Raw genomic sequence first — 22,149 nt, forward strand, 5'->3', positions numbered from 1 at the left:
GACCGCAGTCTGGATGCGCCCGCCAGCCCTTTGCAGCCCCCACAGAGTCCGCAGCCGCGTGACAATCTCATCACGATGCACCGGGCCTTCGGCGGCAACCACCCCGACGACCAGATCCGTCATCAGACCCAGTGGCACATCGTGCAACTCATAGGTCTGCGACGGAACGGAGAGGGACGCTTCCTGATAAGGGCGGGCGCCGCCGGCGTCGGGGGCAAGGCCGACCTCCGTCACGTCGTGGCGGTCGATGGTGACGATTTCGATCGGCACTGCACGGGCGTGGCGGGCGGCGCTTCCTTCGATCCGAGCATCCAGCTCCGCTTTCGCCGCATCGATGGCGGCGACCAGCTTGCGAAGCTGTTCCTGCGGTCGCTGAAACCAATCGGTGCTCCAGATGCGATGGATAATCCAGCCATGATCCTCCAGCACCGCCTGCCGCAACCGATCGCGATCACGGGCCGAGCGCGAGCTGTGGTAGGACGCGCCATCGCATTCGATGCCCAACACGAATCGACCCGGTCGTTCCGGATCGGCGATGGCGAGATCGATGAAGAAACCGGCCAACCCGACCTGTGGATGCACGTCGTGCCCGAGCGCCTGCAACGCCTTGGCGACCTGCTCCTCGAACACGCTGTCATGCTCGCGGTCGGTCGCGACAGCCATGTTCAGACGACCGGTTCGGGCGAAATGCAGGAACAGCTTGAAGGCGAACACGCCCTTGCCCTTGCCGCGCTCGGTGTCGATGTCCTCGTCGGTGATGGACGCGAACACCTCGCAACGCCGTTTGGCACGGCTGATCAGCACATTCAGGCGACGTTCGCCGCCCTCCGAACTCAACGGACCAAAACGCATGGCCATGGAACCCTGGGCGTTGCGGCCGTAACCGACGGAAATCAGGATGACGTCGCGCTCGTCACCCTGAATGTTCTCCAGGCTTTTGACGAAGAATGGTTCATCCGGGCGGGCGGTGAAGAAGGGTTCGGTGTCGGGGTTCAGGCGGCGCAGCCGTTCCACCTCGTCCAGGATGGCGCGACGTTGCTTGATGGAGAAGGTTGCCACTCCCAGCGACAAGCCGGGCTGTTCCTTGGCATGGCGGATGATCGCCTCGGCGACGGCTTTGGCTTCCACCGCGTTGGTGCCGGTGTTGCCGCTGTCGTAGACGCCGTGGGGAAGGTGATGGAGGCGCAACCCCATTCCAGCCTCGACCGAATAGGGGCTGGGCACGATGAACAGGCGGTTCTCATAGAACTGGCTGTTGGATACGGCGATCAGCGATTGGTGCCGGCTGCGGTAATGCCAGCGCAGCATACGCTGCGGCAATCCCCGCGCGTGGCACAGGCCGAGGATGCTTTCCATATCGGCGACCGAGGCGCCGCCATCCTCCTCCTCGCCACTGTCGCCAGCGATCATGCGGGAGAAGAAGCGGGTCGGCGGCAACTGCCGTTCGTCGCCCACCACCACCATCTGCCGGCAGCGGGCGATGGCGCCCAAGGAATCGACGGGCTGGATTTGCGATGCCTCGTCGATCACCAGCAGATCGAAGGTCACGGCCCCCGGTGCCAGGAACTGGGCGACCGAGAGCGGACTCATCATCAGCACCGGCTTCAGCGCCTGAACCGCCGGCCCGGCTTTCAGCATCAACTGCCGGATCGGCATATGGCCGCGCCGCCGCGCCATTTCACCCCGCAACACACCAAGCGGACCGGCCGCTCCACCGCCCTTGGGCAGGCGCTGGTGGTGAGCGACCACGACCTCCAACCGGGCCAGTTCGATCCTCTTGAGGTCGAGATCGGCGAATTCCTGAACCAGCCGCGCCTGAGCGTCGCCGTCGAAACGGGCCAATTCCGGGTCATGTCGGACCATATCGGCCAACAGCGCCTCAAAGTAAGCCATCTCGAAGACGGAAACCGCGTCGTCACCGGCGATGCGCCCGTCCGCCATCCGCGCGACGAGATCGCCCAGACCGGAGGCGTGTGCAAGCGCCGCGCGGTCGCGATAGGCCATCCAGCGGCTGATCTGCTCCGCGTGGTCCCGCCACCCGATCAAATGCTCCAGCAAGGCCGGCAGAGTGATTTCCGAAGGGGAGTCGGCCGGAAACACCGTGGTGGGCTTGAAGGTCAGGTCGCGCCATAGGGCGGCAATGGCGCCGGTCAGCGCATCGCACTCCCGCGCCGCCGCGTCGGAGCATGGCGAAAGATCCGACCGATCGGGAAGCCGCGCGGCGAGAGCGCGCAGAGCCTCGTTGCGGCACATCCAGTCGAGGGCCGCCGCCAGACGATCCCAGTCGGAACCGGCAGCCTGCCATGCCGACCCGAACGCCTGCGATGCCAGCGCGTCGGCCTCGTGAAGTCCCGCAATCAACCTCTGCCCCTCGGCCAGCCGCTCCAGCAGCGCCGTGCGCTCGCCGAGCGTGGCGGGCGGTGTCGGCATCGCGTCGCGGCACAGCCGGTCGGCCTGCGCCCACGCCGTCAGCCAGGGCATCAACTGGGCAAGCGGGACGCGGTCGGCCACCGCCGCTTCGCCAAAGGGGGCGGCGTTTCCGGCGGCGAGCCGGTCGAACAGCGTCGTCAAATCCGTTTGCACGTCGGCCAGCAGCGCCGCCGAGCGCCGGGCGAATTCCCCCACCAACGGACGGTCGGCGACCCGCGCCGCGATCAGGCGGACTTCCATTCCCAGCGGGCGCAAGCTGCGCATCCAGGCGATGCCGGTGTCGAGAAGGGCGACGTCGGAGCGATCCCGCCGCCACGCCGCGCCGAAGGCTTCCCGGCCCAGCGCATCGCGGTCGGCCAGCGTGGCGAGCGCCTTGCGCGCCGCCAGCAACGCGTCCAACCGGGCCAGCAGTTGCGGTAACGGTGGCGGTTCGGGCGCCGTCAGCAGCGAGCGCACCAGCCGGTCGGCGCGTCGCCAGTCGCCGTTGAAGCGGCGGAAGAAGCCGGTGCCGTGTGCCGCCAGTGTCTGGCGCGCCGCCGCGACGTCGGTGTCCCAGGCCGTGTCGTTGAAGGCGCCGCCATGCTCGGCCCGGATCGCCTGGACCGCGCGCACGGCGTCCACCAGATCGGCGACGTCGTCGATCCCGCGTTCCCAAACCGCGGCAACCACGGAATCCGCCTCCAGGTCCGGCAACTCCGCGCTGCGTTCGGCCATGGCGATCAGGCGCCCGAGACCGGACAGCGTGCCGTCGTCGGGGACGCCGAGCAGGGTGCGCAACTGGGCGCGATCCGCCGTCAGGCGGTTCAGCTTGCCGCCGAGCGCGGCGATCAGCGCCATGGCATCATCCCCGAAATCGGCGGGAAGAGCGGCCAGGTTGGCGCGGGCGGAGTCCAGATCCATGCCCCAGGCGGTGTCGCTGAACGACGCCGCGATGTCCCCGCGCAGCCGCTGGAGGGCGAAGCCGGTGTCGATCACGGCGGCGATGGCGGATTGGCCGTTCGACCAGATGTCGGCGGTCATCGCCGCGACGGACAGGTCGGGTGCGGCGGCGATGCTGCGTGCGCGCTCCAGCAGGGGATCGAGGTCGCCCAACGTGTCGGGACAGCCGCTTTCCAGCGCGTCGGACAGGCTCCGCCGTTCCGCCGCGTGGGCGGCGATGCGGTCGGCGAGCGCGGCGATCCGTTCGGTGAGCCGTTCCAACTCGGTCGGCAGGATCGCCGGCAAACCAACGCCACGCCACGGATGCTGGGCTGGCAACCCCATGGCATCGATGCGGCGGACGAGGTCGCGCAGACGCTCTTCCCGTTCGGTCTTGTCGTCGCGGCTCCAGCGTTCCGGCCCATCCAGACGGACATCGACCGGGCCTTGCCCGGCTTGGCGCAGGCGGACCAGATGGCCGATGACCTGATAGGGGCTAAGTCCCGCCGCCTCGTGCCGGCGATGCAGGCGGGCGGCGTGGGCGTTCAGCGTGTCGCGGCAGCTTTCCAGGCGGCGCAGCAGGGCAGGGTCCGAATCGCCGCGCGGGTGGCCCAGTTCCCAGGTGCGCTTGAGCTCCTCCAGCACAAGGCGCTTGTTGGCCTTGTTGCTGTGCAGCTCCAGGCAGATGTCGCCGATGCCCACGGTGTCGAGGCGGCGTTTGACCACGTCGAGCGCGGCCATCTTCTCGGCGACGAACAGCACCGTCTTTCCATCGGCGACCGCCGAGGCGATGATATTGGCGATGGTCTGCGATTTGCCGGTGCCGGGCGGTCCCTGGATGACCAGATTGCGCCCCCGCCGCACCTCGTGGATCGCCAGGGTCTGCGAACTGTCGGCATCGACGACGTGCAGCATCTCCACCGGGCCGACGAGCGGATCCACCGCCGTGTCGTCGGGCAGCAGGCCGGCCTCCTCGAAGCCGTCGCCGAGCAAGGATTTCACCAGCGGCTGGTCGGTGAAACACGCGCTTGCCGGCCATGTCTCGGGGTCGAGGTCGCGGTACATCATGAATTTGGCGAAGGAGAAGAAGCCCAGCACCATGTCGTCCGGGCGGACTGACCAGCCGGGCTTTCCGGCGACGCAGGCGGCGACCTCGGCGAAATAGGCGGCTGGATCGATGTCGTCGCCCTCGCCGGGGTCAGGCAGCGTCAAGCCGTGCACGCGGTCCAGGAACGCCTCCAGCGACAGGTTGCCGGCGACATCCTCCTGGGTCCAGCGCAGACGGAACTTTTCGGCGGCGGTTCCGCGTTCCAGGTTGACGGGAACCAGCAGCAGCGGTGCATGACGCTCGACCTCCGCCGTTGGCGTTTCCCGCCATGTCAGCATGCCGAGCGCCAGATAGAGGATGTTGACCCCCTGTTCCTCCTGCAAGGTTCGGGCATCGACGTGCAGATCCAGCAGCCGGCGCTGCAACCCCTCGGAGGTCAGCCGGGTTTGCAGCCGCGTGTCGCTATGGCGTTGGGCAATGCCGCGCTCGTCGAGCGGATCATCGTCGGGCTGGGCCAGCAGGGGGAATTCGTCGCCGGGCGCGTCGTCGTCGGATTCAGTGGCGGATTCAGTGGCGGATTCGGCGTCCTTTGCCTCGCCGGGGGCGGCGCGACCGGGAACGAAGGTGAAGCTGCGGTTCTCGCGCACCAGCAGGCGGAACACTTCGGTGGAGAGTTCGTCGGCGATGTCGATGGCGCGCGTTGCCTTCGACCGGCGGGGAACGTTGAGCAGGCGGTTGCGCGTGGAGAGATCCAGCAACTCCATACGTGCACGGTTGAGCTTCTCCTGGGCGGGAAGCGTCTCGTCGAACGCGGATTTGGTGCGGATATCCTCAAACGAATCAACTGACATGCCTTGAATCCCATAGTGCTACTACGCTAAGGTTATATAGTGTTCATGTTTTTGCAAACTTAAAAGGCAGAAGGTATGTCTCTAAGGTTGGGTGACAAAGATATGCACGCATAGATAATGATTGCTATGTTAAAAATCCTCACAGTGCTTATGATGCAAAATATTCAGAATAATTTAGCGTAAATCTACGCATTGATTGGAGGCGATTTATGTCTGTTAATGAAGTAAAGAAGACAGCGATTCTCCATTTATTGAATGCTGTGTCTTATGGTGGGTAGCGGATTACACAATTGGAGAGTCGGATAATAATCCTGAGAATGGAGAATTCTGGGGTGATAACAGAAAGTTAATGGATAATTTAGTTAGGGAGGTATGCTTAGGAAGACACAAGCAAGCCTCGCTTGATGCAAGAAGGGTGTGTGTAAAAGGTTCCAGTTCTTTTTGAAAATTGTTATTTTGGTTCTCCTATTAAATTCGTACAGGCAAGAACTAAGACAATTGATTCTAACGGTAGTTTTATGAAATATGGCATGAATGGCGACGGCTTGCATGCCGATGGCGATGTTTATATTCAAAACATAATAAGCTGCGGGGCAATCGAATTTCCAGGAAGCCGGGTGGGTGGGAGAATGAATTTTAATGGTGCAGACATATTTTCTCCTAGAAGCAACGAGAAACTAGAGAGTGGAGAAAGTGTGATACCAGACGGTGACCTTGCTCCCGTGCAACGCCTCCCATAGCCGGGTAACATCGGCGACGAACAGGAGGCGAAATGGTGAAGGCGACACGGGGGCAAGATCATTTTGCTGTCCTCGCTCCGCTCTTGACCCCACGCCGAGTAATCCCCGTGCGTTCAATCCGCCACCGGCGGACCAGATACCCGCGGCAGAGCGACGCTGATCGTGGTTCCGCTACCGAGACGGGATTGCGCCGTGACCGGGTGGGCGAGGCGGTCCGCCAGCGCCTTCACGATGAACAGCCCCAAGCCCAGGCCGTCGATGCCGTCTCGGGTTTCAACACGATAGAACTCTTCGAAGACGTCGCCCAGGGCGCTGGCCGGAATGCCTCGGCCGGTGTCGCAGACGTCGATCCACAGCCTGTCGCCGGCAGGGCGGCACACAACCCGGACGTCTCCCCGGTCGGTATACTTGATGGCGTTGTCGAGGAGATTGTGGAGGATGCGCGACGCAAGCAGACGGTCCGTGCGCACCGTTACGCCGCTGCCGGCCCCATCCAGGTGCCAGCGCAGCCCCTTGGCTTCGGCGGACAGACGGAATGTCGCCTCGGCATGCGTCGTCAGATCATCCAACGGGACGTCTTCGAGCCGGACGGCGATCGCGCCGTTGTCCATCCGTACCAGATCCTGCACGCCTTCCAGCAGAGACGTCATAACGCCCAGGCAATGCTTCATCGTCGTCACGTAAGCCGCCTCGCGGGCGGTCACCCGCGACGAAAGGGCGTCGGTGGCGAGGGTCAGGGCATGAACCGGCTGGCGCAGATCGTGGTTCAGCGCCGCCAGGAGCCGGGTGCGCGCCGTGTTGGCACGCACCACCTCCATGGCCTGGGTCTGTGCGGCTTCGGCCGCCTTCTGCAATGATTCCAGGAGGCGGACGTTGGACAGCGCCAGGGCCGCCGAACGGGCGACGGCCCCCAGCAGGGCGACGGTATTCGTGTTCGGCGTGTGCCGTGCCGCCCAATAGGCGCCGATGGCGGCGACGGGGGCGGGCGCGCCGACCGGAACCATGACGAGGCTCTGCACGAAGGTGGGGCGGTAGGCCTCGTGCGGGATGCGCGGATCGGCGTAGATGTCCGGGATGACCGCCGGCTGGCCGGTCAGCATGGCCCAGCCCGAGATGCACGTGTGCATGGGAAACCGCTGTCCCTTCCACAGCGGGCTGATCGCATCCTCATCGACGTAATGGCACAGGTCGCCGTCGCGCAGCACGATGGTGATGCCATCGGCGCCAGTCAGCCGGCGCGCCGCCGTCCGCAGCACCGTGATCACGGCCGTAAGGTCACGGGCGAAGAACAGACGCTCGTTGAGATCGACGATTGCCGCCAGCTGGTCGGCATCACGCAGGGTGGACAGTTGCAGGGCATCGCTGTCGGTAGGGGGCATCGGCCACGGTTTCCTGGCGGTTCCCACGCCGATACAGGCGTGCGTGAAGGCGCACTCGAACGCTTCATGGCCCATGACTATAATGCAGGGAACCCTTCTTCGCAGCGCTGAACTTCAGCGTGTGAAAAACAACACCCAAGCCGGCCGCTGGCGAACCCGGCACGGCTCACTGTGGGTGGCCGGCCTCCCACGCACAGCATTCGTCACGGCCCCCCGGAAGGCCCGCTTCAGTTCAGTCTGTGCATCCAGAGACGCATGAGTTCCGGGAGCGTGCGGATGTCAAGCTTGCTCAGGATGTTCGCACGGTGCGTCTCCACCGTACGGACACTGATTCCGAGGCGGGTTGCGATGGTCTTGTTGGCGCAGCCCTCGACCATGAGTTCCGCAACATCCCGTTCGCGGGGGCTCAGAAGGTTCAGCTTTGCCAGGGCCGCCGCCGCCGCGGAGCGGTCGCGGCGCTGGTGGGCATCGCACTGCAGGGCCTCGTGGATGCGGCGCAGGAAGACGCGGTCGTCGAACGGTTTCTCCAGAAAATCGACGGCTCCGGCCCGGAAGGCGGTGACGGCGGAACTCACCTCGCCATGGGCGGTGATGATGATGATAGGAAGGCCATGGCCGCGCCGGGACAACTCCTCCTGAAGCTCGAGCCCGTCCATGTATGGCATGCGGAGGTCGGCCACGACGCAGCCCGGCTGCGTGGGGTTGTACCGTTGCAGGAACTCCAGCGCGTTGGCGAACGTGCGCACGGACAGCCCGGCCACTTCGGCCAGGGCGGCAAGCGCGTCACGCACGGCCTCGTCGTCGTCGATGATGAAGACGACCGGTTCCGCGGTGGCAAGATCATCGGCAAGATCATTGGGTTCGTTCATGGGACGGGCCGACATCCAGACGTGCTGCAGGCAAAAACACTTGGAAAATGGAACCGTGGGCGGAGGTGCGGTCCAACCACAGCCTTCCGCCGTGGCGCTCGACGATCGAACGGCAGATCGGAAGCCCAAGCCCCATTCCCGCCGGCTTCGTGGTCGCGAACGGGGAGTACAGGCGGTCGATCATGTCGGCGGCGACGCCGGGTCCGGTGTCCTCGACCCCGAAGGTCAGCCCGCCGGGTGGCGTCGATCGAACCCTGATGATGACGTCGCGGACAGGGCTGTCCGCCGAGACGATGGCTTCGATGCTGTTGTGAACCAGATTGAGGAGAACCTGTTCGATCTGGATGCGGTCGCACAGCACAGGCGGCAGGGGCTCCGCCATATCCACGTGCAGATGAACCCGGTTGTAGGAGGCATCCGCCCGTGCCAGGGTGAGCGTTTCCCGTACGATGCCGGCCGCCGGTTCCGGCGCCAGCTGCAGCGTTCCCTTGCGCAGGAAGGTGCGGAGGCCCCGGATGACCTCGCCGGCCCGCTCCGCCTGGATCACCGCCTTGTCGATGAGATCCTGGGCCCGCGGCGGGGTATCGCTGCCTTCCAGGATGCGTTGGGCCGCGCGCGCGTAGCTGATGGAGGCCAGCAGCGGCTGGTTCAACTCATGGGCCAGGGCGGACGCCATCTCCCCGGTCACCGCCAGACGGGCGATATGGGCCAGTTCGGCCTGGTGGTCGCGCAACTGGATCTCGACCGCGCGGCGCTCGCTGACCAGGGCGCCGAGAAACAGGGCGGTGATGGCCAGCGCCAGCATCAGGGTCTGGTAATAGATCACGGTGTGCAGGGGAAACCCGATCGCCTGCAACCCGGCGATCAGGCCGCTCTGTATGACCAGGGCCGCCATCACCGCGCCGGGCAGGCCGTGTGAAACGGCCACCCAGACGAGGGGGAGGAACAGGACGTAGAACAGGTTGAACCGGCCGTCGCCGATGGGCAGGAAGACGAGCAGGAGAGCCGCGGCGATGGCCGCCGTCTGGGCGGGGGAGGGCGTCTCCGGCACACTCCAGGCGGGTGTCTTCCCCGGCCGGTACAGGAGGAGCACGAACGGGGTGACCATGGCGATGCCGATGACATCCCCCAGCCAGTATTGGAACGCCAGCATCGGCAGTTCAGCGGCCGCAAGGGCGCCGTCCAGGATGAACACGCCGACGAAGGCGGGCGCCACGACGGCGGCGCTCAGAAAGGTGACCCCGACGAACCAGCCGACGTCACGCACCCGGTCCAGCGCCGGATTGATGGCCGCCCGGTGGCGCAGCACATGGGCCGCGGCCCCATACCCGGCGACGATGACGAGGTTCGCGAGCAGCAGCGAGGGGATCGACGCCGGATGCCCGCGCACCACCAGATCGGCCAGAAGCAGCGTCGCATAGACCATCGGCACGCCGCGGGCCCCGGTCCACAGCAGCAGGGCCATGTACAGCCCGGCCGGCGGGTTCCACGGGGTGATGTTCAGGCTCGGGCGCGGATGGATGAAGGTCAGCCAGTCGATGGCCAGGTAGGCGGCCAGGAAGGCCAGCGACAGCACGAGCGCATCCCGTCCGGTCGGGACGGCGGGAAAGGGCGCTCCCATGGCGCGGCTGGAGAGGAAAGGCATCTCAAGGCAATCGTTCGGGGTGGCACACGCCGGCAAGACGTGGATTATACAGCCGCCCGACGGATTCACCTATCCCAACAAGGACGGGAGCCCGCGAACTCCCGTCCTTGCGCCACGGTGGCCGGCCGATCTGTGGTCAGCCGATGAAGAACGGCTGCGTCCCGTGTGCGGCGATGGCGCTCGACAGCCTTTCCAGCGCATGGGCATAGGCTGCCGTGCGCATGGAGATACCCTTGGCCGCATGCATATCCCACACGCAGCGGCCCTCGGTCTCCATGATCGAGCGAAGGCGCTCATGGATCTCGCTCAGGCCCCAGTAGTAGCCCTGGCGGTTCTGCACCCACTCGAAATAGGACACCGTCACGCCCCCGGCGTTGGCCAGGATGTCGGGCAGGACGATGGTGCCCGCCTCCTCCAGGATGCGGTCGGCCTCCGGGGTGATCGGGCCGTTGGCGAGTTCGAGAACGATGCGGGCCTTGATATGGCCGGCGTTGCCCTTGTGGATCTGGTCCTCCAGAGCGGCGGGGACCAGAACCTCGCAGGCCGTGCCCAGCAGCTCGGTTTCGCTCACGACGCGGGTGCCGCCCGCGGTGTAGGCCGTCACGGAACCGCCCCGCTCCTTCGCCGACTGCACGGCATGGGGGTCCAGGCCCTCCTCGCAGACGATCGCCCCCCGCGAGTCGGACAGGCCGACGATGCGGTAGCCGTCCGCGTGCAGCAGGCGGGCGATGTGGAAGCCCGCGTTGCCGTAGCCCTGGACCACCACGCGCTTGTCCGAGCCGGCAAGGCCGAGGTCCGCTTCCAGATGCTTGAGCAGATAGTACCCGCCGCGGGCCGTCGCGTCATCGCGCCCCACCGAGCCCCCGAGTGGCAGGGGCTTGCCGGTGATGACCGCCGGGCTCGGCTGGCGGACGATGGAGCTGTACTCGTCGGCCATCCATCCCATGATCATGGAGTTGGTGTAGACGTCCGGGGCCGGGATGTCGCGGTCCGGTCCGATCATGCCGGCAAAGGCCTGCACGTAGGCCCGCGACAGGCGCTCCAGTTCCGATTTGGACAGGCTGTGCGGGTCCACCTTCACGGCCCCCTTGCCGCCGCCGTAGGGCAGGTTCATCACCGCGCACTTGAAGGTCATCCAGAACGCCAGCGTGGTCACCTCCTCCACGTTGGAACTGGGGTGGAAGCGGATGCCGCCCTTGGTCGGCCCGCGGGTGTCGTCGTAGCGGCAGCGCCAGGCCGGAAAGGAACGGCGCGACCCGTCGTCCATACGCACGGACAGCCGGACGCTCAGCGTCTCCTTGGCGTACTTCAGCTTCTCGAGAACCTCGGAGTCCACCTCAACGTACTGTGCGGCTTCGTTCAGGCGGCTCAACGCCCCCGAAAACAGATCGTCCATCGTGTCGTCCCTCATGTGTCGGTCAGGAGCGCCGGAGCAGGGCCGCACGTCCTTCCCAGAAGGTTCCGCCTGCCGTTCCGGGCATATGTGGACCTTGTTCTACTCAGGAATAATGCGGATCGAAATATCCGTAATAATACCGAATTCAATCAAACCATTGAAATAAAACGATAATTTCTTGAAGAAACCGTCGCGGGATGCGTTCCGTAATCTTACGGATGGCAACCGGCGAAGCGCATGGAGGAGAATTTGTCCCGGCCTGCACCGCCGCCGCCGCGCATTCGAGGATACGCAGATGAACGAGGAAGCTGACCGGCCGCTGATCTGGATCGGGCGTGCGGATTACGGACGCCTGCTGCGGGCAATGGACCGGCTGGCTGTGCAGGCTCCGGATGTGTCGGCGTTCCTGTCTTGCGAGCTGGAGCGTGCGATCGTCCGTCCGCAAGAGGATCTGCCCCAAACGATCGTGCGCATGGGCAGCCGCGTGCTGTTTCGCCGTGACGACGGCCAGCCGTCCGAATGGGGCGAACTGGTGTACCCGGACCAGCCGCTCAAGGATGGCCAGATCACCGTCGCATCGCCTCTGGGGGTGGCCTTGCTGGGCCTGCGCGAGGGAGCACGCATGCCCTGCGCCGATGCGGACGGCACCACGCGCTGGCTGTCGGTCGAGCGCGTCCTGCCGGCCTGAGCGGCTTCCTCACTTCGCCTTATCTCCCGCAGGGATCGTATGATGACCACACCGCCGCGGCCCGGCCGGCTGCCGACCATCACCTTGACCAGCAGCATCCACGAGCGGCTGTCCGAGCTTGCCTTTGCCGCCGGGAACCGGCTGCCGGAGGTGGCGGAGTATCTGGAACGCGAATTGGATCGTGCCCGCGTCGTGCCGGATGACACCCTGCCGCCGTCGAGCGTCACCATCGGTTCGCATGTCACGTTCGTGGACTGCGATACCGGGCAGCGGCGCAGCGTTACCCTGGTGTGGCCGATGGAGGAGGATGCATCGCACCATCGGCTGTCCGTGATGACGCCGGTGGGCGCGGCCCTGATCGGACTTCGCGCCGGCCAGAGCATCGGTTGGCAAAACCGTATGGGGGTCTGGCGCCACCTGACGGTTGAAGCGGTTTCCCATGGGGACGCGGCGGAGATGCCGTAGGAACACGACGGGCGTCCGCCGGCGCCCGTCTGTCCGTGACTGTGAGGTCCGTATCGGCGTCTCCGGCGGCATGACACATGCCCGCCATGGCACGCATGCTACCCCGGCAAGTCTGCCATTGAAGCGGTTTCCAAATCCATTCTTAGTAACAAAACATACAGAACACTCAAAGAGCATATGAATTTTATCATATGAAGTGGAAAATCAAGAATATCGCACCATGATTCTCCCGAGTCTTTGGGGGAATATTTTTAAAGCTAATGAAAACAAATCTCAAATAAAACATTTCATCGAATATAAAACTGCGTCATGTTCATGTAGTTGAATTTGCGGTTTACCTTTGCATGCAACGCAGAAAAAACACGACTTTTCGAAATTCATTCTCGACAATAAAATTCTTCCGGCCTCATGATCCCATTGCCGGTTGATAGGCCGGCTTATTCAGAAGCATAGAACCGAGCATTGCGCCCTTTCGGCGCATTCGCCGGCTTATGCCTCTGCGAAACGGCCTGCGGCATTTCCTTCCCTTTTTGAAAGAGGAACGTCTCATGTCCGCCACGATCAAGAAAGTGATCCGCAAAGCCAACTTCAAAGGCATGCCCAACTACAGCTGAGAACGGATGCCCACCGGCGCGGGCCAGGGCTGTTTTCCCTGACGGCGGCCGGTGGGCACCTGTTCCGGCGTTCGCGTGCACCTCTGTTCGGCAAAAGAACGGTTTGCTGCTTTTTGAGGCGTGTGGCCGAAGCGTGTGGAGGTGCTTGTCTTATCCCATGACAGCAGGTGCCATCATGACCACCAAAGCAGGCAGAGAAGTTCCCCGGCTTCGTGGCTATCAGGACTTTACGAGCCCGGACAACAAAACCGGCCTGACCATGCACATCGTCCAGAACGGCGAGGGTGTGGAATCCAGCTTCCGTATTCCGGGCCATATGTCCGGGTGGCGCAGCCCCAAGGTGACGGGGGCTCACCCCGGCGCCGTCGCCACCGCGCTCGCCACGGTCACCGGCCATGGCGCGCTGGCCCTGGCCAGGGCGCCGGCCATGCTCAAGCAGTCGTCCACCGAATATTACGATCTGGTTCCGGTCGATACCGACGTGCGCGCCACCGCCAGGGTGGCCGGGAAGCGGGGTGACGGCGAAGTCGTCATGGTGGGTGAGATCACCGACGCCGCCGGCCGGGTGCTGGCAAGCTGCACGGCGACCTACACCCTGTACACGCAGCAGGATCTGTCCCGCTACGCCATGTGTGCCGATCCCGCCATCGGCGAGATCTATCAGGCCCTGGGCAAGGCCTGAGCCCTCCCGGTCCTCCCGCACGCCTTCCGCTTCGGCGGCGGGGCCGGTTGCGCTGCCTTCGCACCCGCAACCGGCCCCGGCCTTTCCCGTGCCCAGCCGTCCGCCCCTCCCCGCGGCCTTACCCAGGGATGACGCCATGCCTTTGACTGCATACCCGCTTCTCGACGAACGCTTTGCCCTGCGGCAGATCGGCCCCGGCGTCCGTTACCTGATGAATTACATGACGGGTGAGTACTACGAGCTTGAAGAGCCGCAGCTGGCCGCCCTGCGTCTGTGCGACGGGACGCGGACGGTGGCCCGGATCGCCGCGGAGGTGGGGGTATCCCCCGGCGATGCCGATGCCTTCATCACGGCACAGGCCGAGGACGGCGTGGTGGCGTTGCACGATGGCGCCCAGCCCGCCGAAGCGCCCTATTACCGTTACTGCGATCCGCCGCACCTGTCCGACGTGCTGATCGAGGTGACGGGCCGCTGCAACCTGACGTGCGCCCATTGCTTCAATTCCGACTTCAACACCGACGCGGCCCTGTCGCGTCAGATGACCACCGACCAGATCCTGGCGCTGATCGCCGACCTCGACGCCCACAATGTCCGCCGCATCCAGATTTCCGGCGGCGAGCCGACCATGCGCAAGGATCTGTGGACGATCATCGACGCCATCGACCGGCACCGCATGTACCTCGACGTCATCAGCACCAACGCCACGCTGCTCAACGAGCGGCTGGCCGAACGGCTGTCGCGGCGGTTCAAGGAGAACGGCGCCCTTTACATCAGCATGGACGGCCTGACCGCCGACACCTACGAGGCGGTGCGGGGGGAAGGGGTGTTCCCCGGTTTCCAGCGGGCGATGGAACGGCTGGACGCCCACGGCTGCCGGGTGTTCATCAACACCATGGCGGTGCGCACCAACCTGCACCAGATGGACCAGCTCTACGACTGGATGGCCAGCCACCCGTCGATCAAGGGCTGGCGCATCGGCCTGCCCAAGGTGCTGGGCCGCTACCGCGAGTTCCACGACACGCTGGAGGTGGAATTCGAGGAGGTCATCCTGGTCTTCAAGCGCCTGCTGATGCGCTGGCTGACGGACCGTCCCGGCTTTCGCATGGAACTGTCGGATTTCTTCCGCACCGATTCCTTCGACAGCGGCCTGGAGGATCACCGGCCCGACGACCACCCGTGCAAATACGCCCTGACCAACATGACCATCAAGCCCGACGGCACGGCGGTGTTCTGTGCGTCGCTGGAGGTCCACCCGCCGGCGGTGCTGGGCAATGTCGCCGTGTCCGGCGTGGGGCCGGTGTGGCACGGCCGGCCGCACATGGCGATGCGCGAGATGGCGATCCGCGACCTGCCGGACTGCGGCCCCTGCCGCTATTCCCGGCTGTGCGGCGGCGGGTGCCGGTCCAACGCGCTCCTGTCCTACGGCGACATCCGGGCGCGCGACCCGCGGGCGTGCGAGGCCATGCGGATGCTGGAGGCGGAGATCATCCCCGACCTGCACCCCGATCTGCAGGACCGGATCACCGCCCTGATCGACCACGGCCGGCCGTTCGCCCCCGCCACCGGCTTCCGCCGCTTCATCTGACCGGAGGCCCGGCCCATGGACGTTCTCTTCTTCAACCCGCCGCGCACCCGCCAGGCCGACGACCATGTGCTGAACATGGCGCTGTTGTGGTTGGCTTCCAGCCTGCGCGCCGGCGGGCACGAGGCCGGGGTGCGGATGCCGTCCGGCGCCAGCCTGGACGAGGATGTCGCGACGGCCATCGAACGGGAACGGCCGCGGTACGTGGCGATCGCCTGCAAATGGTGGAACACGCTCTACGGCGCGCTGCAGGTGGCGGGGGTGGTGCGCCGCCGCTTTCCCCGCCTGCCCATCATCATGGGCGGGCACACCGCCTCCACCTTTCCCGCCGAACTGATCGCCACCGGGCTGGTGGACATCGTGCTGGTGGGGGACGTCGATGCATCGCTGCCGCTGCTGGTGAGCCAGGGTACGGTGTCCAACGGCTTCACCGCCGCCGGCTACCACCCGCCGGTGGCGGGGGCCGTGGCGCCCATGGCGCTGGACGAGGTGCGGCTCGATCCCGTGGCGACGCTGATCGACCGTCCCGATCAGGTGCCGGGGTATGTGTGGCTGGGGCGGGGGTGCTCCTACCCCTGTTTCTACTGCATCGAAAACCGCGAGAGCGGCCGGCGCATCCTGGGCCGCGGCGCCCCGCGGATGCGGCGGGTCGCGGCGGTGGCCGCCGATGCCGCGGCCCTGGCCGGGCGGTCGCAGTTGATCTTCGATTACGAGCACCCGTCCCTGCGCCGGACGGAGGCGTTCCTGCGCGATCTCGGCGCCGCGCTGCCGGCGGGGTTCGAAAGCTGCTATTACTTCCACTGGGGGCTGCCGACGCCGGCCATCATCGACACCCTGTCGGAGCGTTTCGCGCAGGTCGGCATCTGTTTCGACGTCCAGGTCTTCGCCGAGGACCACCGCCGCCGTCTGGCCGGGCAGCGGTTGATCAAGCCCCATGTGACCGACGCCGCCATCCGTTCCGTCCTGCGCCATGCCGAGGCCCGCGGCAACGTCCACGTGGATGCCACCGGCATCGTCGGGATGCCGTGGGAGACCGCGGACCACCGCGCGCGGGGGCTGGCCTTCATCGAGGATCTCAGCCGGGAGTTCGGCTGCGTGCGCGACTGGCGCTTCAGCCCCCTGCACGTCATTCCCGGCACGCCGCTGGCGCAGGAACCGGCCTTCCACGGGCTGGCGGTCGAGCGGCGGACGTTCGCCGATTTCCTGGCGTTCACGCAGGAAGGCTACGACCGCGAAGCCCGTTACTATGACCCCGCCGGCCGGACGCACCACCCCTATGGCGTCTACCCCCAGGGGGAGCGGCACGCCATCGTCGATTTCATGGCCGAGGCCGACGGGCGGCTGGGCGCCCTGCGGGCGGACAAGCGCCGCACCACGGTCGTGCGCGACGGCCCCGACGCCGCCATCACGGTGACCGATCCCTTCGCGCCGCTGCCGTCGCTGGCCGCCGCCCTGTCCAGCCCGGCGGTGCGGGAGGCGCCGGTGGACACGCTGACCCTGACGCTCGGCCCCCGCACGTGGTTCCACGGGTCGTGGATCGACTACACCAGCGAAAGCGGCGAGAACAGCGCCACCCGATGCGGCCTGGACCGCGACGCCCGCCGGCTGGAGGCGTTCATGACCGAGCGGCTCGCCGCCTGCCGCCGGGTGCGGCTGACGCCGGCGCCGGGGCGCTGGGGCATCATCGCCGACACCGTCGCCGGCCTGCCCGCCGCCAGACCGGCGGCGAAGCGGGCGGCGGCGGAAGAGGTGGTGCGGGCATGACCGGCAACGCGGCGCTGCCGCCCTTTCCCCCCGTGATCGAGGTGGAGCTGACCCGCCGCTGCAACCTGTCCTGCCGCATGTGTCAGCGGCAGGCGGTGCGGGCGCAGAGCGATGGGCTGGACCTGCAGGCGGACGTGCTGGCCGCGGTTCTCGACGGGTGCCGCGGCGGCGGCCCCCTTCAGATCAATCTCGGCGGGCTGGGCGAAAGCCTGTTGCACCCCGGCCTGCCCGATCTGTTCGCGCAGATCAAGGCGCACGACCTCCGCATCCGGACCGGCTTCAACACCAACGGGCTGGCGCTGGCCGACGGCGTTCCGGGCTGGCTGCTGGACGGGCGGGTCGATTACCTGTCGATCAGCCTCAACGCCCCGGATGCGGAAGGGTACCGCTGGCTGGTGGGCCGCGACGTCCATGACCGGGTGGTCCGCGGCGCCCGTGCGTTCCTGGTGCGCAAGGGGCGGGGCAACCCGCCGCTGACCACGGTGCACGTCTTCCGTCTTCCCGCCTTCGCCGCCGCCACCCCGGCGTTCCGGCGGGAGTGGGGGGCACTGGCGGATTTCGTGCAGGAACGGGACATCGGCAATTGGGGCGGCACCATCGACCGCGCCGCCTTCACCCCCGATGCCCTGGAACTCGGCGTCTGCGACCGGCCATGGCTGTCGGTGGCGGTCGGGCTGGACGGCGGCTATCACCGCTGCTGCGCCACCTTCGCCCTGGAACCGCCTGCGTCCTGGGTCCAGGACATGCCGGTCGGGGACTATTGGCTGGGGGCGGAGATGGAACGGCGGCGGGCGGCGATGCTGGCCGGCGCGTTCGGCACCGGCGATCCCTGCGCGGCCTGCTCCGGCCGGGCCATCCGCGCGAACACGGCCATCGAGCACGCCGCCTATGGCCGGATGGAACAGGAGGGGGAACGGTCATGGACGTAACAGCGAATGCCGGAATCCTGGCCGGCTTCCGCAGCCGGAGACGCGCCACCCGGCGGCGGACCCATGCGTATTTCGAGGATTTCGCCGCCCGGCTGGACGCCCGCGCCTGGACCCCCGACACCGCCCCCTGGGCCCGGTGGGCATGGGACGTGGTCGAGCGCGAGCTGGGGCCGGCGGACGGGGTGACGGTCGTCGATCTCGGCACCGGCACCGGAGCCTGCATCCAGGCCATGCTGCGCTTCACCCGCAACGCCCGCTTCATCGGTGTCGATTTTTCCGAGGAAATGATCCGCCACGCCAGCGCCAAGACCTATGACGGGGCGGCGGAGGTGCGCTTCGTGGTCAGCCGCCTGGACCGGCTGGACCTGCCCCCCGGCAGCGTCGATATCGTCCTGTCGGCGGGCACCTTCCACCACATCCGCAACAAGGAGCGGGTGGCGGCCATCATCCTGGCGATGCTGAGGCCGGGGGGCCGCTTCGTCAACATCGACCATTTCCGCCCCGGCCCCCGCTACCGTGCCGAGACCGAGGCCCTGCGCCGCCGCCATCCCGAGGAAACCGCGGCCAACGACGCCGCCCGCCGGGCCGTGCAGTGGATCTACGACCAGGACCAGGGCCATCCCATCGAATACCACACCGACCCTTACGCCTTCGCCGCCATCATGACCGATGCCGGCTTCACCGGGGCCACCGTCCACGCATCGCTGCAGCCGGGGTACGGCGTGGTCACCGCGCGCAAACCGTTCCTTCCCGGCCCGGCGGCGGGGTGAGCGGCCATGCGCGATGATCCCGCCCCACCGCCGGACCCGGCCGGGCTGTTCGCCGCCGCCGACGTCTTTCATGCCTCCGCCGCCGCCCCGTACGTCGCCTGGGGGGCCATGGGGATGGGGCTGCTGCGCCGGCTGGAGGCGCTGACCGCCGCCCGGCTCGCCCCCCTGGGCTATGAGGAGATCCGCCTGCCGGCCCTGGCCCCGCGCCGGCCCCTGGAGCGCTATCTCGGGCCGGGGGCCCGCCGGCTGCTGCCGGTCGCGGGGGCGGACGGTTCCGGTCTGGTCCTGGCGCCGTTCTCCGACCTGCATTACCTCCACCACGTCCAGGCCCTGATCCGGCAGGGCCGGCACCTGCCGCACCGGGCCTATGCCTGGAGCCGCTGCTTTCTCGACGAGGCCCACCGGGGCTTTCTCGATTTCGGCGAATACGGCAAGTGCGAGATCTTCAGCGCCCACACCGGGGAGGAGGGGGCCGCCGCGGCGTGGGAAAAGGTGAACGCGGCCCTGACCGCGCTGTGCCGCGAGGATCTGTGCCTGGAGCCGCTGACCGGCACCCGTCCGGCGATGACCGCCTTTCCCTTCACCCGCGCCACGTTCTCGGTCGAACTGGGCGGCGGCGCCGACGCCTTCCAGACGCTGGCGGTGTCCCACCGGATGGACGCGGGCTTTCCCGTGGAAAACGGCTTTCCCGCCCTGGCCGCCCGGCACGTCAACACCGCCTGCTTCAGCCAGAAGCTGCTGGCCGCCCTGCTGCTGCACCATCGGGACGGCCATGGCTTCCTCCATCCCCCCCGGCTGGCCCCGGTCCGGGTGGCGGTGATCGGTGCGGACGGCCCTGACGGAGCGGACCGTATCCGCACCCTGCCGCCGGGCTGCGATCCCTGTCGGGCGTTGCTGGACACCGGGGCTCCGTGCGCCGTGGTCCGCGATGACGGCGGCTGGCGGCTCCACCGGCGCCATCCGTTCGGCGCGCCCCCTTCCCGCCACCCGACCCTGGCGGCGGCCCTGGACGAGGCGGAGAGGTGGCTGACCCTGTTCGAGCGGATGCTGCGGGAGCGGTCGCGGCAGAGGCAGCGCGATGCCCTGGCCGCCGCCCGCGCCGGGAAGGGAACGCTGCACCGGGTGGCTCCCTGCTGCCCCCGCCACGCCTGCCAGAGCCGGGTGGCGGCACCGCCCGCGGCTCTGGCGAAGCTGACCTTCACCGATGGCGATGGTGAACCGTGCGCCGCCTGCGGCACCGCCACCACCGGGCGCCTGCTGACCGAGCGGGAGGAGCGCTACACCAGCTTCTACCGGGAACGGCCGGTTTCCCCGGCCGGGGAGGCGGGGGCATGACCGGGCATCCGCTCCATACCGCCCTCCATGGGGAGCATGTCCGGCTCGGAGCCCGGTTCACCGGCTATTTCGGCTGGCAGGTTCCCGCCGTCTACACCACCGAGGCCGCGGAAACCGGGCGGCTGCGCCACGCCGCCGGCGTGGCGGAGTACGGCTTCATGAGCCACACGCTGGTGTGCGGGCGGGATGCCCTGGCCACCTTGCAGCACGCCTTGACCGTGGACGTGGCCGCGCAGTTACCGGGCCGGACCTTCCAGGCGCTGGCCCTGGCACCCGAGGGGACGGCCATCGAGGAGGTCACGGTGCACCGGGTGTCGGAGGGCCGCTTCATCGTGTCGGGCCGGGGCCGGTTCGCCTTTCATGATTCCGACGGCGATTGCCTGTTGAGCGCACGCAACGGCAAGCCCTGGCTGACCGATGCCGCCGCCGGGCGGGTGGCCTGCGTCCACCCTCTGGGTGTCCAGCTCCTGTCCGTGCAGGGGCCGGCGTCCCCGGCGGTGCTGGCGCAGGGGGCCGATGTCGCCGGGATGGCGTTCGGAGACTGCCGCCAGCTCCATCTCGACGGCATCCCGGCGCTGGTCAGCCGGAGCGGCTATTCCGGAGAGGTGGGATTCGACATCCTGGTCTGGCCGGAGTACGCGGTGGCCCTGTGGCGGCGCCTGGAGCATTGGGGGCGGACGCACGGCATGGCCCCCTGCGGGGTCAACATCCTGACGCCCATCAGCCTGGAGAAGGGATTCCTGGCCGGGCGGGATTTCTACCCCGGCGCCACCCCCCTGGAACTGGGGCTGACCGCACTGGTGGCCATGGACACCGATTTCCAGGGCCGGGCCGCGCTGGAGCGGCGGCTGGCGGCGGGGGCGGAAACGCGGCTGGTGGGGCTGGAACTTGCCGGTCCGGTGGCGGCGGTGCCCGGAACCCCGATCCGGGCCGGGACGGCGGCGGTGGGCACCGTCACCGCCAGCGCCCGCAGTCTGGCCCTGGGCCGCACCCTGGCGCGCGGGTGGGTCGCCGCCGGCCGCGCCGTTCCCGGCACGCGGCTGACGGTGCAGACGCCCGGCGGCAGCGACACCGCGCTGGTGGCGGCGGATTACCGCTGGGACGATCCCGCCGACAGCCGGCGCCGGGCCGCCCTGCCGCTTTCCCCGTCTCTTTCCACCCCCACCCCCGCACCGTTGCAGGAGATGCCCGGATGACCACCGCCCACCGCTACGACGATGCCAACCGGGATCTGTGGAACGCCTGGACCCCCATTCACGCCGGCTCGGCCTTCTACGACGTGGCCGGGTTCCGCGCCGGGCGCTGCTCGCTGAAAGGCGTCGAGCGGGAAGCGCTGGGCGACGTGCGGGGCCGGCGGATCCTGCACCTGCAATGCCACATCGGCCTGGATACCCTGTCCCTTGCCCGTCTGGGCGCCGAGACCGTCGGCATCGACTATTCCGACGAGGCGATCGCCTTCGCCCGCACGCTTGCCCGCGACACCGGGCTGGCGGCGGATTTCCATTGCTGCAACGTCTACGATACCGGCGGGCTGGGGCTGGCGCCCTTCGACATCGTCTTCGCATCCTATGGGGTTCTGCACTGGCTGCCGGATCTGGCCGGGCTGGGCCGGCTGATCGCCCGGATGCTCAAGCCGGGCGGGTTCTTCTACATCGTCGATTTCCATCCCCTGTTCAACATGCTGGACGAGACCGGCACCCGCTTCGTCTTTCCTTATTTTCCCGGCACCGGGCCGGTGGCCCAGGTGAAGAAGGGGGCGTGCATGGACCCCGGCGCCCCCATCGAGCGCACCGCCTACGAATGGCCCCACAGCCTGGGCGAGATCGTCACCGCGGTGGCGCAGGCGCCGCTGCGTGTGACCGCGCTCCGGGAATACCCGTTCATGGTGTTCAACTGCCTGGATTATCTGGAAGACATCGGGGGCGGGCGCTACGGCATGAAGGACCGGGCGCACAGTCTGCCGCTGATGTTTTCACTCCGTGCCGACCGCTGAGGGGGCGGGCGGCACCGGCCCCCGTCTCTGCGTCCATCCGCAACCCTGTCC

Annotated in this window: 15 protein-coding genes (1 of these 15 only partly in view); 10 read left to right on the forward strand and 5 right to left on the reverse strand. The window is 67.3% G+C overall.

The features are described from left to right. From M2352_RS16700 to M2352_RS16720, 5 genes are all read right to left on the reverse strand, one after another. On the reverse strand, nucleotides 1-5,247 hold the 5' portion of the coding sequence (locus tag M2352_RS16700) for a DUF3320 domain-containing protein (RefSeq protein ID WP_264665691.1). Its footprint begins 363 nt before the window's first position; the window shows 5,247 of its 5,610 coding nt (coding positions 1-5,247); it begins with the start codon at nucleotides 5,245-5,247; the stop codon falls past the left edge of the window. Between the two features lie 853 nt (nucleotides 5,248-6,100). Beyond that, nucleotides 6,101-7,366, reverse strand: a complete 1,266-nt coding sequence (locus tag M2352_RS16705; protein ID WP_264665692.1) for a sensor histidine kinase — start codon at nucleotides 7,364-7,366, stop codon at nucleotides 6,101-6,103. A 227-nt stretch (nucleotides 7,367-7,593) separates the two neighbouring features. Then, nucleotides 7,594-8,235, reverse strand: a complete 642-nt coding sequence (locus M2352_RS16710; RefSeq protein WP_264665693.1) for a response regulator transcription factor — start codon at nucleotides 8,233-8,235, stop codon at nucleotides 7,594-7,596. Next, nucleotides 8,219-9,880 carry a sensor histidine kinase gene (locus M2352_RS16715; RefSeq protein WP_264665694.1) on the reverse strand — a complete coding sequence of 554 codons (1,662 nt, stop codon included), beginning with the start codon at nucleotides 9,878-9,880 and terminating at the stop codon, nucleotides 8,219-8,221. Before M2352_RS16715 ends, M2352_RS16710 begins: the two co-directional genes overlap by 17 nt. A 136-nt stretch (nucleotides 9,881-10,016) precedes the next feature. After that, the gene (locus M2352_RS16720) at nucleotides 10,017-11,276 is read right to left on the reverse strand and encodes a Glu/Leu/Phe/Val family dehydrogenase (RefSeq protein ID WP_264665695.1); all 1,260 of its coding nucleotides are present in this window, start codon (nucleotides 11,274-11,276) and stop codon (nucleotides 10,017-10,019) included. 295 nt (nucleotides 11,277-11,571) lie between these two features. On the opposite strand from M2352_RS16720, the gene M2352_RS16725 reads away from it, so the two are divergent. The 10 genes from M2352_RS16725 to M2352_RS16770 all read left to right on the forward strand — a co-directional run bounded on the left by M2352_RS16725 (nucleotide 11,572) and on the right by M2352_RS16770 (nucleotide 22,098). Beyond that, on the forward strand, nucleotides 11,572-11,964 hold the full coding sequence (locus M2352_RS16725; protein ID WP_264665696.1) for a GreA/GreB family elongation factor: 393 nt from the start codon (nucleotides 11,572-11,574) through the stop codon (nucleotides 11,962-11,964). 39 nt (nucleotides 11,965-12,003) lie between these two features. Next, on the forward strand, nucleotides 12,004-12,429 hold the full coding sequence (rnk, locus tag M2352_RS16730; RefSeq protein WP_264665697.1) for a nucleoside diphosphate kinase regulator: 426 nt from the start codon (nucleotides 12,004-12,006) through the stop codon (nucleotides 12,427-12,429). Nucleotides 12,430-13,218: 789 nt separating this feature from the next. Further along, a complete protein-coding gene (locus M2352_RS16735; protein WP_264665698.1) occupies nucleotides 13,219-13,725 on the forward strand; it encodes a PaaI family thioesterase in 507 nt (168 codons plus the stop codon). 136 nt (nucleotides 13,726-13,861) lie between these two features. Further along, nucleotides 13,862-15,310, forward strand: a complete 1,449-nt coding sequence (locus M2352_RS16740; RefSeq protein WP_264665699.1) for a radical SAM/SPASM domain-containing protein — start codon at nucleotides 13,862-13,864, stop codon at nucleotides 15,308-15,310. Between the two features lie 15 nt (nucleotides 15,311-15,325). Then, complete coding sequence (locus M2352_RS16745; protein ID WP_264665700.1) at nucleotides 15,326-17,071, forward strand: B12-binding domain-containing radical SAM protein; 1,746 nt, start codon at nucleotides 15,326-15,328, stop codon at nucleotides 17,069-17,071. Next, nucleotides 17,068-18,000 (forward strand): radical SAM protein, encoded by a 933-nt coding sequence (locus M2352_RS16750; RefSeq protein ID WP_264665701.1) that lies wholly within the window; start codon nucleotides 17,068-17,070, stop codon nucleotides 17,998-18,000. The genes M2352_RS16745 and M2352_RS16750 overlap by 4 nt, the downstream gene beginning before the upstream one ends. Further along, entirely contained in the window at nucleotides 17,991-18,770 is a 780-nt protein-coding gene (locus M2352_RS16755) for a class I SAM-dependent methyltransferase (RefSeq protein WP_264665702.1), read from the forward strand. The genes M2352_RS16750 and M2352_RS16755 overlap by 10 nt, the downstream gene beginning before the upstream one ends. A 6-nt stretch (nucleotides 18,771-18,776) precedes the next feature. Beyond that, complete coding sequence (locus tag M2352_RS16760; protein ID WP_264665703.1) at nucleotides 18,777-20,105, forward strand: class-II aminoacyl-tRNA synthetase family protein; 1,329 nt, start codon at nucleotides 18,777-18,779, stop codon at nucleotides 20,103-20,105. After that, nucleotides 20,102-21,301, forward strand: coding sequence for an aminomethyltransferase family protein (locus M2352_RS16765; protein WP_264665704.1), 1,200 nt, complete (start codon nucleotides 20,102-20,104; stop codon nucleotides 21,299-21,301). Before M2352_RS16760 ends, M2352_RS16765 begins: the two co-directional genes overlap by 4 nt. Continuing rightward, nucleotides 21,298-22,098, forward strand: a complete 801-nt coding sequence (locus M2352_RS16770; protein ID WP_264665705.1) for a class I SAM-dependent methyltransferase — start codon at nucleotides 21,298-21,300, stop codon at nucleotides 22,096-22,098. Before M2352_RS16765 ends, M2352_RS16770 begins: the two co-directional genes overlap by 4 nt. The last annotated feature ends 51 nt before the right edge of the window (nucleotides 22,099-22,149 follow it).

Origin of the sequence: Azospirillum fermentarium (assembly GCF_025961205.1) — a bacterium.
Lineage (GTDB): Bacteria > Pseudomonadota > Alphaproteobacteria > Azospirillales > Azospirillaceae > Azospirillum > Azospirillum fermentarium.

Excerpts from the sequence above, each read along its gene's own strand:
- M2352_RS16705 (WP_264665692.1), bottom strand. The coding sequence starts at position 7,366 with ATGCCCCCTACCGACAGCGATGCCCTGCAACTGTCCACCCTGCGTGAT.
- M2352_RS16710 (WP_264665693.1), bottom strand. The coding sequence starts at position 8,235 with ATGAACGAACCCAATGATCTTGCCGATGATCTTGCCACCGCGGAACCG.
- M2352_RS16715 (WP_264665694.1), bottom strand. The coding sequence starts at position 9,880 with ATGCCTTTCCTCTCCAGCCGCGCCATGGGAGCGCCCTTTCCCGCCGTC.
- M2352_RS16720 (WP_264665695.1), bottom strand. The coding sequence starts at position 11,276 with ATGGACGATCTGTTTTCGGGGGCGTTGAGCCGCCTGAACGAAGCCGCA.
- M2352_RS16725 (WP_264665696.1), top strand. The coding sequence starts at position 11,572 with ATGAACGAGGAAGCTGACCGGCCGCTGATCTGGATCGGGCGTGCGGAT.
- rnk (WP_264665697.1), top strand. The coding sequence starts at position 12,004 with ATGATGACCACACCGCCGCGGCCCGGCCGGCTGCCGACCATCACCTTG.
- M2352_RS16735 (WP_264665698.1), top strand. The coding sequence starts at position 13,219 with ATGACCACCAAAGCAGGCAGAGAAGTTCCCCGGCTTCGTGGCTATCAG.
- M2352_RS16740 (WP_264665699.1), top strand. The coding sequence starts at position 13,862 with ATGCCTTTGACTGCATACCCGCTTCTCGACGAACGCTTTGCCCTGCGG.
- M2352_RS16745 (WP_264665700.1), top strand. The coding sequence starts at position 15,326 with ATGGACGTTCTCTTCTTCAACCCGCCGCGCACCCGCCAGGCCGACGAC.
- M2352_RS16750 (WP_264665701.1), top strand. The coding sequence starts at position 17,068 with ATGACCGGCAACGCGGCGCTGCCGCCCTTTCCCCCCGTGATCGAGGTG.
- M2352_RS16755 (WP_264665702.1), top strand. The coding sequence starts at position 17,991 with ATGGACGTAACAGCGAATGCCGGAATCCTGGCCGGCTTCCGCAGCCGG.
- M2352_RS16760 (WP_264665703.1), top strand. The coding sequence starts at position 18,777 with ATGCGCGATGATCCCGCCCCACCGCCGGACCCGGCCGGGCTGTTCGCC.
- M2352_RS16765 (WP_264665704.1), top strand. The coding sequence starts at position 20,102 with ATGACCGGGCATCCGCTCCATACCGCCCTCCATGGGGAGCATGTCCGG.
- M2352_RS16770 (WP_264665705.1), top strand. The coding sequence starts at position 21,298 with ATGACCACCGCCCACCGCTACGACGATGCCAACCGGGATCTGTGGAAC.